At 69.9% G+C, this 10,215-nt stretch carries 9 protein-coding genes and 1 pseudogene; 1 reads left to right on the forward strand and 9 read right to left on the reverse strand.

All coding sequences use genetic code 11. The annotated features are described in order from the left end of the window. On the reverse strand, positions 1–308 hold a 308-nt coding region (locus A7A76_RS03390; protein WP_206409874.1), incomplete at its 3' end, for a hypothetical protein. A 45-nt stretch (positions 309–353) separates the two neighbouring features. Here A7A76_RS03390 and A7A76_RS03395 point away from each other — a divergent pair. Beyond that, positions 354–1,076 carry a response regulator gene (locus A7A76_RS03395; RefSeq protein ID WP_206409875.1) on the forward strand — a complete coding sequence of 241 codons (723 nt, stop codon included), beginning with the start codon at positions 354–356 and terminating at the stop codon, positions 1,074–1,076. Positions 1,077–1,263: 187 nt separating this feature from the next. Here the strand turns inward: A7A76_RS03395 and recO are convergent, their stop codons facing one another. The 8 genes and pseudogenes from recO to A7A76_RS03435 all read right to left on the reverse strand — a co-directional run. After that, complete coding sequence (gene recO / locus A7A76_RS03400; RefSeq protein ID WP_206409876.1) at positions 1,264–2,013, reverse strand: DNA repair protein RecO; 750 nt, start codon at positions 2,011–2,013, stop codon at positions 1,264–1,266. 162 nt (positions 2,014–2,175) lie between these two features. After that, positions 2,176–3,069 (reverse strand): GTPase Era, encoded by an 894-nt coding sequence (gene era, locus A7A76_RS03405; RefSeq protein WP_206409877.1) that lies wholly within the window; start codon positions 3,067–3,069, stop codon positions 2,176–2,178. 705 nt (positions 3,070–3,774) lie between these two features. Further along, the gene (gene rnc, locus A7A76_RS03410) at positions 3,775–4,437 is read right to left on the reverse strand and encodes a ribonuclease III (RefSeq protein WP_206409878.1); all 663 of its coding nucleotides are present in this window, start codon (positions 4,435–4,437) and stop codon (positions 3,775–3,777) included. Continuing rightward, positions 4,430–4,807, reverse strand: coding sequence for a DUF4845 domain-containing protein (locus A7A76_RS03415; protein ID WP_206409879.1), 378 nt, complete (start codon positions 4,805–4,807; stop codon positions 4,430–4,432). Before A7A76_RS03415 ends, rnc begins: the two co-directional genes overlap by 8 nt. A gap of 158 nt (positions 4,808–4,965) precedes the next feature. Continuing rightward, positions 4,966–5,751: a signal peptidase I gene (gene lepB, locus A7A76_RS03420; RefSeq protein WP_206409880.1), complete on the reverse strand. Its 786-nt coding sequence runs from the start codon at positions 5,749–5,751 to the stop codon at positions 4,966–4,968. Between the two features lie 201 nt (positions 5,752–5,952). After that, on the reverse strand, positions 5,953–7,746 hold the full coding sequence (gene lepA / locus A7A76_RS03425; RefSeq protein ID WP_206409881.1) for a translation elongation factor 4: 1,794 nt from the start codon (positions 7,744–7,746) through the stop codon (positions 5,953–5,955). 390 nt (positions 7,747–8,136) lie between these two features. Beyond that, positions 8,137–9,711, reverse strand: coding sequence for a Do family serine endopeptidase (locus A7A76_RS03430; protein WP_206409882.1), 1,575 nt, complete (start codon positions 9,709–9,711; stop codon positions 8,137–8,139). 179 nt (positions 9,712–9,890) lie between these two features. Further along, positions 9,891–10,215, reverse strand: a pseudogene (locus A7A76_RS03435) (hypothetical protein); the annotation flags it as partial.

Below are 10,215 nucleotides of genomic sequence, written 5' to 3' on the forward strand. Positions count from 1 at the left end.
GCGCGCAGCTCGCCCGCGCACTGCCAGCCGCCGCGGCCGTCGCGGCGCAGCGGGCAGCGCCAGGCCACGTTCTGGAAGCGGTAGCCCAGTTCCGGCGCGTCGATCCGCCCGGCCTGCAGTTGCAGTTCGCCCTGCGCGGCGCCGTCGGGCCAGGCCAGCCGCACCCGCACCTGCTCCAGCCGGGCCACCGCGGTGACGACCTTGGCGATGCGCGCGTCGAGGGTGCGCGCCTGCGCCGCGGCCGGCAGACTGCACAGCGCCGCCGCCCCGAGCAGGGGCAGCGACAACCCCATCAGTAGGCGTAACATGGGCCGCAGCATGGAAGCAGGATAGCGGGCGGAAGCGAACCGGCAATGAAGAATTCCCAGGTCCCACGCGTGCTGTTGGTCGAGGACGACCCGACCAGCCGCGCTTTTCTGACCGCCGCCGTAGAGGCGGTACCGGCCCAGGTCGACGGCGCCGACAGTCTGGCCGCGGCGATGGCACTGAGCGCCTGCACCGATTACCAGCTGTGGCTGTTCGATGCGCACCTGCCCGACGGCAGCGGCATCGACCTGCTCGAGCGCCTGCGCCGCTCGCACCCGGCCACGCCCGCGCTGGCGCACACCGCCACCGGCGAGAGCGAAGTGCGTGCGCGGCTGATCGCTTCGGGCTTCTCCGACGTGCTGGTCAAGCCGCTGCCGGCGGCGGCGGTGCGCGGCGCGATCCGGCGCCTGCTCGACCTGCCCGAACACGACGCGCCGGCCGCCGCGTCGCTCGACGACGCGGCCGCGCCGGTGTGGGACGACGACGCCGCGGCGCGCGCGCTCAACGGCAACCGCGCCCATATCGCCACCCTGCGCGAGCTGTTCGTGCAGGAGCTGCCGAACGCGCGGCGCGCGATCCTGGCCGCGGCGCGGATCGGCAATCTCGACGCGCTGCGCGGCGAACTGCACAAGCTGCGCGCCAGTTGCGGCTTCGTCGGCGCGGCGAAACTCGCGCAGGCAGTGCAGGCCTTGCAGGCCCAGCCGGATTCGGCGCACGAGCTGGAGCGCTTCGAACGCACGGCGCAGGAAACGGCCGATCAGGCCGGCTGAGCGCGCTGGGCCGCGCCGGATGGCGCGCGCGGCCGCTTCGCAACGGCCGCCTCGCAACAATCGAGCGACGACAATCGATCCTCAACAATCGATCCGTAGCGGTCGATTCGAAATGGCCGATTCGATACAACCGATTCGATACAACCGATTCGGAACAGCCGATTCGAAACGGCCGGACGAGGAACCCTCAGCCGCCGTCCTCGCGCGCCGGCTTCGGCCGCGACACCTGCGCCAGTTCGGCCATCATCTCCCACGATTTCAACCCGCGCGGCCCGAGGTGGTGGACCAGCACCGCGCGCAGCGCATGGCGCAGGCCCGGCAGGTCGCTGGCCTCGGGCAGGCGGTCCTGCGCCAGCGCCAGCAGCGCGCGCCCGGTCGCCGCGGCGCTGCGTTCGCCGTGGCCGCGGTCGCTGAGCAGGCGGCGCGCGCCCTGCTCCGGATCGAGCCGGTAGCGCGCGGCCGGATCGATCGGCGCGCCGTCGGCATCGGAGCCCCAGTCGAAGCCCGAGCCCAGCGCATCGAGCAGGTCGCGTTCGAACCGCCGCAGGGTCCACGCCAGCTGCGGCCCGTCCAGGCGCGCGCGGGTGCGGCCGTAGAGTTCGTACAGCTCCGGGAACGGATCGCCGCGCGGCACCAGCCGCAGCAGCAGCTCGTTGATGTAGAACCCGGCCAGCGCGGCATCGCCGTGCAGCCGCGGCCCCGCGTCGAGCGCCTCGGCCGTGGTCAGCCGCGCCAGTTCGCCGCGCAGCAAGGCGTCCAGGCGCACGTGCTGGAACGGCTGCAAGGCCGCGCGCAGCACCTGCTTTTTCGGCCCCTGCACGCCACGCGCGACCAGGCCGACGCGGCCGTGCTGCTCGCTCAAGGCTTCGATCAGCAGGCTGGTCTCGCGCCAGGGGCGCACGTGCAGGATGTAGGCGGGTTCGGCGGTGAGGCGCATGGCGCTTCAGGGGCGGGAAAAGAGGGGATTGGGGAATGGCGAGGGCGGCGCGATCGGGGCGGCGCGTCGGATGCGCAACAGCGCGTCGCTCACTGCACAGGCAGCGCGCACCCCACCCCTCCCCTCGTTCCCCTCTTTCCCTTTATTCCCCTGCTCCACCACTCACTCGTACCCCAACTGCCGCAGCGCCGCTTCGTCGTCCGACCAGCCTTCGCGCACCCGCACCCAGGTTTCCAGGAACACCTTGGAACCAAACAGGCGCTCCATCTGGATGCGCGCCTTGGCGCCGATCTCGCGCAGGCGCGCGCCGGCCTTGCCGATGACGATGGCCTTCTGGCCGTCGCGCTCGACCCAGATCACCGCGCCGATGCGCAGCATCGCGCCGTCGACTTCGAAGCGCTCGATCTCGACCGTGGTCGCGTACGGCAGTTCTTCGCCGAGCTGGCGCATGAGCTGTTCGCGCACCATCTCGCCGGCGAGGAAGCGCTGGCTCTTGTCGGTGATCTCGTCTTCGCCGTACAGCGCGGCCTGTTCGGGCAGCAGCGCCAGCAGGCTCTTGACCAGGGCTTCCAGGCCGCTGCGCTTGAGCGCGGAAATCGGATGCACGCCGGCGAACTCGCGGCCTTCGGTGACCTTGGCCAGGTACGGCAGCAGCTTGGTCTTGTCGGCGATGCGATCGACCTGGTTGACCACCAGCACCACCGGCACGCCGGCGCCGCGCAGGGCGTCGTAGGCCAGGGTGTCCTCGTCGTCCCACTGGCCGGCGCGCACGACCAGCAGCGCGGCGTCGACGCCTTCGAGCGAGCCGCGCGCGGCGCGGTTCATCATCCGGTTCATCGCCCGCTTCTGTTCGCGATGGATGCCGGGGGTGTCGACCAGCAGCAACTGGCCTTCGGGGAAGGTGGCGATGCCGAGCAGACGGTGGCGCGTGGTCTGCGGCCGCGGCGAGACGATGCTGACCTTGGCGCCGACGAGGGCGTTGGTCAGGGTGGATTTGCCGACGTTGGGTCGGCCGATGACGGCGACGTAGCCGGCGCGGTGCGGAGTGGGAGTCATGGGGGAATTGTCCGCTGGGGCGGCTGGGACAGCAAATTGAGGGATGGGGATGGGGATGGGGATGGGGTTGGGGTTGGGGTTGGGGATGGGGACGGGGTTGGAGCGGAGGAGCGGAAATCGGAAACAGAGGCTCAGGTGTTGCGGCTCAGGTGTTGCGGCTCAGGTGTTGAGGCTCAGGTGTTGAGGCTCAGGTGTTGAGGCTCACGTGTTGAGGCTCAGGTGTCGGAGCTCAGGTGTTGGGAGCCGGGAGACGGCAGCGGGACTCGGGGTCTGGCTCCGACGCTGGGAGCGGCAGCTGGTTCGCGAACCTCACCGATAGCCGCGCCCGCCACCTACCGTCATCCCCGCGGAGGCGGGGATCCAGAGACTTCAGAGTCATGCCTGGATAAAGCCCTGGATCCCCGCCTCCGCGGGGATGACGGTAGGTGGCGGGCGCGGCGGCTTGCGGGCTCGGCGGTTTGCGGGCTCGGCGGTTTGCGGGCTCGCCGGCTTTCGGGCTTGCGGGCTTGCGGGCTCGCGGGCTCGCGGGCTTGCCGCCTCGCCGATGCGTCGAAGACCGGCATCCGGGCAAAGACCCTGAAGACGGGCCTCAAGCGCTTCCATCCCCCATCCCGGTCCCGAAGCGAAAAGCCCGCCTTCGGCCCCAAAACAGAAAGCCCGCCAAAGGCGGGCCCCAAGCTCCAAAGCGATCCCGGATCCCGCCGCTCAATCGTCCGCCTTGAGCTGCCGCAGCACGTCCTCGGCCGCCAGTTGCTCCGCGGCGCGGCGCGAACCGGCCTCGCCCACGGCGCTGAGCGCCGGCTGCGCGACCGTGCAGCTGACCTGGAAGGTCTTGGCGTGGTCTTCGCCGCTCTCCGACAGCAAGGCGTACACCGGCAGCGCTTTCTGCCGGCCCTGCAGCCATTCCTGCAGGCGGGTCTTGGCGTCCTTGCCGACCTTGTGCGCGGGCGGCAGCGCGTCCATCGCCGGCAGGAACCACGGCAGCACCTGCGCGCGGCAGGTCTCGAAGCCGGCGTCGAGGTAGATCGCGCCGACCACCGCTTCCAGCGCGTCGGCCAGGATCGAGTCGCGGCGGTGGCCGCCGGACTTCATCTCGCCCGGCCCCAGGGTCAGGCGCGCGCCCAGCTCCAGCGCGCGCGCGATCGGCGCCAGCGCCGATTCGCGCACCAGCTCGGCCCGGGCGCGGGTCAGCGCGCCCTCGTCGGCCTGCGGCCAGCGCTGGTACAGCGCTTCGGCCACGATCAGGTTCACCAACGCGTCGCCGAGGAACTCCAGGCGCTCGTTATGCGGCGCCCCGGCGCTGCGGTGGGTCAGCGCCTGCTCCAGCAACGCCGGGCTGGCGAAGCGATGGGAGATCGGATCAGTCACCTTCTTTACTGGTCATCGCCTGCTTGGCTTCGAAGTGGCCGATCACGTCGAGATTGGCGATCAGCGGGCGGCGCACGTCGTAGGTCACCGTCACTTCCAGGCCGCGGTCGGTGCGCTGGATCTTGAAGTTCTCCGGCTTGACGCTTTCGACATAGCTCATGTCCATGCGGCGGAAGAACAGGTCGCGGACCTTGGCCGAATCCATCTGCCCGGCGCCCGGCTCCTTGGCCAGGTCGGCCAGCGAGCGCTTGACCGAATAGAACTCGGTGTACATCGGCACCAGCTTCATGCCGACGTAGGCGAACACGCCGACGACGGCCAGCGTGATGATGAAACCCAGCAGAGTGATGCCGCGCTGATTACGCTTCATGAGCTTGAATCCCCGTTTGCTCTAAAGTGCCGATCCCGGCGGAACCGATGCGGGACCGCCGATCCTGGTTGCCGACCGCGCCGTCCCGGGCTTGCCGCTGCGTTGCCCGATCCGCGATCCCCGGCGCCGCGCGCCGCCCCATCGGTGCGTCGCGCCGGTCAGGGAATGCTATTACCGATTCGGGAAAAATCCACGCCTTCGTCGAAATTCATCCAGATCAGGAAGGCCCGGCCGCGCAGGTTCTGCTCCGGCAGGAAACCCCAGTATCGGCTGTCCTCGCTGTTGTCGCGATTGTCGCCCATCACAAAATATTCGCCCTTCGGCACCACCCAGTCGCCTTCGCCCTGATCCAGCAGCGGCGATTCGGTGCGCAGCAGGATGCGGTGCACGTGCTCGCCGATCTGCTCGCTGAGCTCCTGCGCGCCGGTCATTTCCGCGCCGTTGCCGCGGCCCTGGTAGGAGCCGATCGGGGTGTAGGGGATCGGCGCGCCGTTCACGGTCAGGCGGCCGTCGCGGTAGCTGATCTTGTCGCCCGGCAGGCCGATGATGCGCTTGATCCAGTCCTGCTCGGGATGGTGCGGCGGACGGAACACGACCACATCGCCGCGCGCCGGCTCGCCCATCGCCAGCACCTTTTGATTGGTGATCGGCAGGCGCAGGCCGTAGGTGAACTTGTTGACCAGGATGAAGTCGCCGGTCAGCAGGGTCGGCATCATCGAGTTCGACGGGATCCGGAACGGCTCGGCGACGAAGCTGCGCAGGATCAGCACCACCGCCAGCACCGGGAAGAACGCCTTGGAATAGTCGACCAGCACCGGCTCCTTGCCGTCGTCGAGCAATCCTTCGCGCGCGGCGCGGCGCTTGGCCAGCACCACTTTGTCCAGCAGCCACACCAGGCCGGTGAACAGGGTCAGCGACACCAGGGCGATTTCGAACCAACGCATGCGTTTTCCTTTGGAGGCCGCCGGGAGCCGGGAATCGGGAGGCGCAATCGGCTAGCGCCGCTGCGTTTCCCTCATGCCCGCACCCGCCGGCCACGATAGTGGTTGAAGACGAAAACCTCGGGGAGCCCGGATCGCGAGCGTCGCCTCGACGAACCCCGATTCCCCATTCCCTATTCCCGTCCTGATGGCTGGATTGCCCGACTATTTGCTGTCGGTCGAAAGCACCGCCAGGAACGCTTCCTGCGGGATCTCGACCCGGCCGACCTGCTTCATCCGCTTCTTGCCCTCTTTCTGCTTCTCGAGGAGCTTCTTCTTGCGGGTGATGTCGCCACCATAGCACTTGGCCAGAACGTTCTTGCGCATGGCCTTGACCGTGCTGCGGGCGATGATCTGCGAGCCGATCGCGGCCTGGATCGCCACGTCGAACATCTGCCGCGGAATCAGATCCTTCATCTTCTCGCACAGCTCGCGGCCGCGCCGGTCGGCGTGGCTGCGGTGGACGATGATCGACAGCGCATCGACCTTGTCGCCGTTGATCAGCGTGTCCACGCGCACGAACGGGCCGGCCTGGAAACGCAGGAAGTGGTAATCCAGCGAAGCGTAGCCGCGGCTGACCGACTTGAGCTTGTCGAAGAAGTCCAGCACCACCTCGGCCATCGGCAGCTCGTAGCTGATCTGCACCTGGCTGGCCATGTAGGTAATGCCGATCTGCACGCCGCGCTTTTCCTCGCACAGCTTGATCACGTTGCCGATGTAGTCCGGCGGGGTCAGGATGTTGGCGCGGATCACCGGCTCGCGGATCTCCTCGACCATGTTCACCGGCGGCAGCTTGGCCGGGTTGTCCATCGGGATCGTGGTGCCGTCGGTCTTGAGCACCTCGTAGATCACCGTCGGCGCGGTGCTGATGAGGTTGAGGTCGTACTCGCGCTCCAGCCGCTCCTGCACGATCTCCATGTGCAGCATGCCGAGGAAGCCGCAGCGGAAGCCGAAGCCCATCGCCTCGGAGCTTTCCGGCTCGAAGCGCAGCGCGGCATCGTTGAGGCGCAGCTTTTCCAGCGCTTCGCGCAGCGCCGGATAGTCCTCGGCGTCGACCGGGAACAGGCCGGCGAACACGCGCGGCTGCATTTCCTGGAAGCCCGGCAGCGGGCCCGGGGCCGGGTCGCCGGCCAGGGTCAGGGTGTCGCCGACCGGCGCGCCGTGCACGTCCTTGATCGAGGCGGTGATCCAGCCCACCTCGCCGGCGCCGAGCTTGGCCAGCTCCTTGCGCTTGGGGGTGAACACGCCGACCTTGTCGACCTGGTGGGTGCGCCCGGTCGACATCACCAGGATCTTGCTGCCCGACTTGATCTCGCCCTGCATGACCCGCACCAGCGAGACCACGCCGAGGTAGTTGTCGAACCACGAGTCGATGATCAGCGCCTGCAGCTTGTCGGTGTCGCGCGGCTTCGGCGGCGGGATGCGGTGGACGATCGCCTCCAGCACCAGCTCGACGTTGAGGCCGGTCTTGGCGCTGATCGCCACCGCGTCCTCGGCGTCGATGCCGATGACCGCCTCGATTTCCTTCTTGGCGCGCTCGGTGTCGGCAGTGGGCAGGTCGATCTTGTTGAGCACCGGCACCACTTCCAGGCCCTGCTCGACCGCGGTGTAGCAGTTGGCCACCGACTGCGCTTCCACGCCCTGGGCGGCGTCGACCACCAGCAGCGCGCCTTCGCAGGCGGCCAGCGAGCGGCTGACTTCGTAGCTGAAGTCGACGTGGCCGGGGGTGTCGATGAAGTTGAGCTGGTAGGTGTTGCCGTCCTTCGCCTTGTACGGCAAGGACACGGACTGCGCCTTGATGGTGATGCCGCGTTCGCGCTCGATCGGATTGGAATCGAGCACCTGGGCTTCCATCTCGCGCGCCTCCAGGCCTCCGCACAGTTGGATGATGCGGTCGGCGAGCGTCGACTTGCCGTGGTCGACGTGGGCGATGATGGAGAAGTTTCTGATCAGATGCATGCAGGGCGACGCGGGATTCGCCGGCTCCAGAGAGTGGGTCGGTCGGGAAAGTTAACGGGATATTGTCGCACAGCCGCCGCTGCGAGTTCGCGGCCCCTGAACCGGCGGCCGGCGCGGGGCCGGCGCGGGGCCGGACGGGATCACGGATCGCGGCGATCGCCCGCTCGGGCAAACCCGGCCCGGCGGCACCGCCCGGGCCGGGCCGGGGCTTTACGCCCCTGCCCTGTCCGCGGCCGGCCGACGCCGGCGCGCGAACGGAACCTGGACGCTGCGACGCCCGCCTCGGCTCGGCGGGCGTCGCAGCAGGCTCCGTCCGTTGCGGCTGCGTCCGCAGGCGCAGCCGCAACGGCCGTCAGGCCCCAATTACCCGAGTCACCCGAGTCACCCGAATCACTTGGCCTCGGCCGCCTGGACCGCGATGAACTGGGTCTGCGCGCCGCGCCGGACCAGCAGCATCACCGTCTGGCCCGGACGGGTGCCGGCCAGGGCGCGGTTGAGCGCGGCGACATTGCCGACCGGGGTGCGGCCGACCGACAGCACCACATCGCCCGGACGCACGCCGGCGTCGCCGGCATCGCCCGGGTCGCGCACGATCACGCCCTCGCCCGCCTTCAGGCCCAGGCGCTGGCGCGCGGCGGGGTCGACGTCCTGGGCGACGATGCTCAGCGGATTGCCCTTGGCGTTCGGCGCCGCCGGCGAACCGTCGCGCTCGGACGGGCCCTGCCCGGCGGCATCGCCGGCCAGGCTGGCGTCGAGTTCATTGACCGCCACGTTGATCTCGACCGTCTTGCCGTCGCGGAACACGCCCAGCCGCGCCTTGGAGCCCGGCGCCATGTTGCCGATCAGCGGCGGCAGGTCGCTGGATTCGCGCACCTCGGTGCCATTGACGCTGCGGATCACGTCGCCGGCCTGCAGGCCGGCCTTCTCGGCCGGACCGCCCGGCACCACCTGCGAGATGAGCGCGCCGTTGGCGTCGGGCAAGCCGAGGCTCCTGGCGCCCTCGATGGTCATTGCCTGCACCACCACGCCCAACTGCCCGCGGCTGACCTTGCCCTTGGCCCGCAACTGCTCCGCCGAATTCATCGCCACATCGATCGGAATGGCGAAGCTCACGCCCATGTAGCCGCCGGAGTTGGAGAAGATCTGCGAATTGATCCCGACCACCTCGCCGGCGGTGTTGAGCAGCGGGCCGCCGGAATTGCCCTGGTTGATCGCCACGTCGGTCTGGATGAAGGGCACGTAGCGCTGGTCGGCGTACGGGTTGGCGCGGCCGACCGCGCTGACGATGCCGGCGGTGACCGAATGATCGAGGCCGAACGGCGAGCCGATCGCGACCACCCACTGGCCGGCCTTGGTCAGGCTGGCGTTGGCGCTGCGCAGGAACGGCAGGCCCTTGGCGTCGATCTTGAGCAGGGCCACGTCGGACTGCTCGTCGCTGCCGATCACCTTGGCCTTGAACTCGCGCCGGTCGGTCAGCTTGACCGTGACCGTGTCGGCGCCGTCGACCACGTGGTGGTTGGTCAGCACATAGCCGTCCTGCGAAATCAAAAAGCCGCTGCCGATCGAGCGCGCGCCGCCGCGCGGCTGGCGCGGGCCCTGGCCCTGGCCGCCGCCGCCGGGGCCGGGGAAATCCGGGCCGAAGAAGCGGCGGAAGAATTCCGGCACCTGGTCCTCGTCCGGCATCTGGTTGCGCGAACGCGCGACCCGCTTGGGCGTGACCTCGGCGCTGATGTTGACCACCGCCGGGCCGACCCGCTGGACCAGTTGGGTGAAGTCCGGCAGGCCGGCGACGATCGGCGCCGACGGCGTCGCCGACGGCGGCGGCGCGATCGGCGCGGTCGGCGCCTGCGCGGTGCAGGCCGCCGGCAGCGCGGCGATGATCGCGCCGACCAGGGCCAGCGATTGCAGCGGCCGGCGGCGACGGAAGGACAGGGTCGGGGACGAAGCGGGGATCGGCAGATTCATGGCGGCGGCCTCGAGACGGCTGGGTGGGTCCGATGGTGGGGCGATACGCGGCAAAACCGCGGCAAGGCGATCCCGTCGCGCGGACGCAGCGCGCAGGCGGGAAGGTTTTCGGGGGAGGGTCCGGCCGGCGGCGGCGCGGACCCGGGCGGTGCGGCGCGGTCGAACCCGCACCGCTGAGCTTAGGGCTGCTGCGGCTGCGGTTCCTGGACCGGCGGCCGGGTTCGCGCGGCGGCGTCCTGCGCCGGCTCGAACGGGTAGAACGACGGCGACGCCAGGCCCGGGCCGCCGTAGCTGGCGGTGTAGGCGCTGTTGCTGGGGTAGTTCGGCAAGGCCGCGCGCGGCCACGGCCGGCTCGCGGGGGCTTCGCTCTGCTGCGGGCGGAACGGATTGGGGTGGGCGCCGGCAGTGGGCGTGGTCGCACGGGCGTCCGCGACCAGCGGCGCGGCGCCGGCGACGGCCTGCAGCGGCGCTTCCTGGCGCTCGGACGCGCGCACCGCGGCGCGC

The organism is Lysobacter enzymogenes, from assembly GCF_017168095.1.
In the GTDB taxonomy this organism is placed as follows: Bacteria; Pseudomonadota; Gammaproteobacteria; order Xanthomonadales; family Xanthomonadaceae; genus Lysobacter; species Lysobacter enzymogenes_D.

What these genes read in the sequence shown, in the direction of transcription:
- era (WP_206409877.1), bottom strand. Translation starts at nt 3,069, where the DNA reads ATGACTCCCACTCCGCACCGCGCCGGCTACGTCGCCGTCATCGGCCGA.
- recO (WP_206409876.1), bottom strand. Translation starts at nt 2,013, where the DNA reads ATGCGCCTCACCGCCGAACCCGCCTACATCCTGCACGTGCGCCCCTGG.
- lepA (WP_206409881.1), bottom strand. Translation starts at nt 7,746, where the DNA reads ATGCATCTGATCAGAAACTTCTCCATCATCGCCCACGTCGACCACGGC.
- A7A76_RS03395 (WP_206409875.1), top strand. Translation starts at nt 354, where the DNA reads ATGAAGAATTCCCAGGTCCCACGCGTGCTGTTGGTCGAGGACGACCCG.
- A7A76_RS03430 (WP_206409882.1), bottom strand. Translation starts at nt 9,711, where the DNA reads ATGAATCTGCCGATCCCCGCTTCGTCCCCGACCCTGTCCTTCCGTCGC.
- A7A76_RS03415 (WP_206409879.1), bottom strand. Translation starts at nt 4,807, where the DNA reads ATGAAGCGTAATCAGCGCGGCATCACTCTGCTGGGTTTCATCATCACG.
- lepB (WP_206409880.1), bottom strand. Translation starts at nt 5,751, where the DNA reads ATGCGTTGGTTCGAAATCGCCCTGGTGTCGCTGACCCTGTTCACCGGC.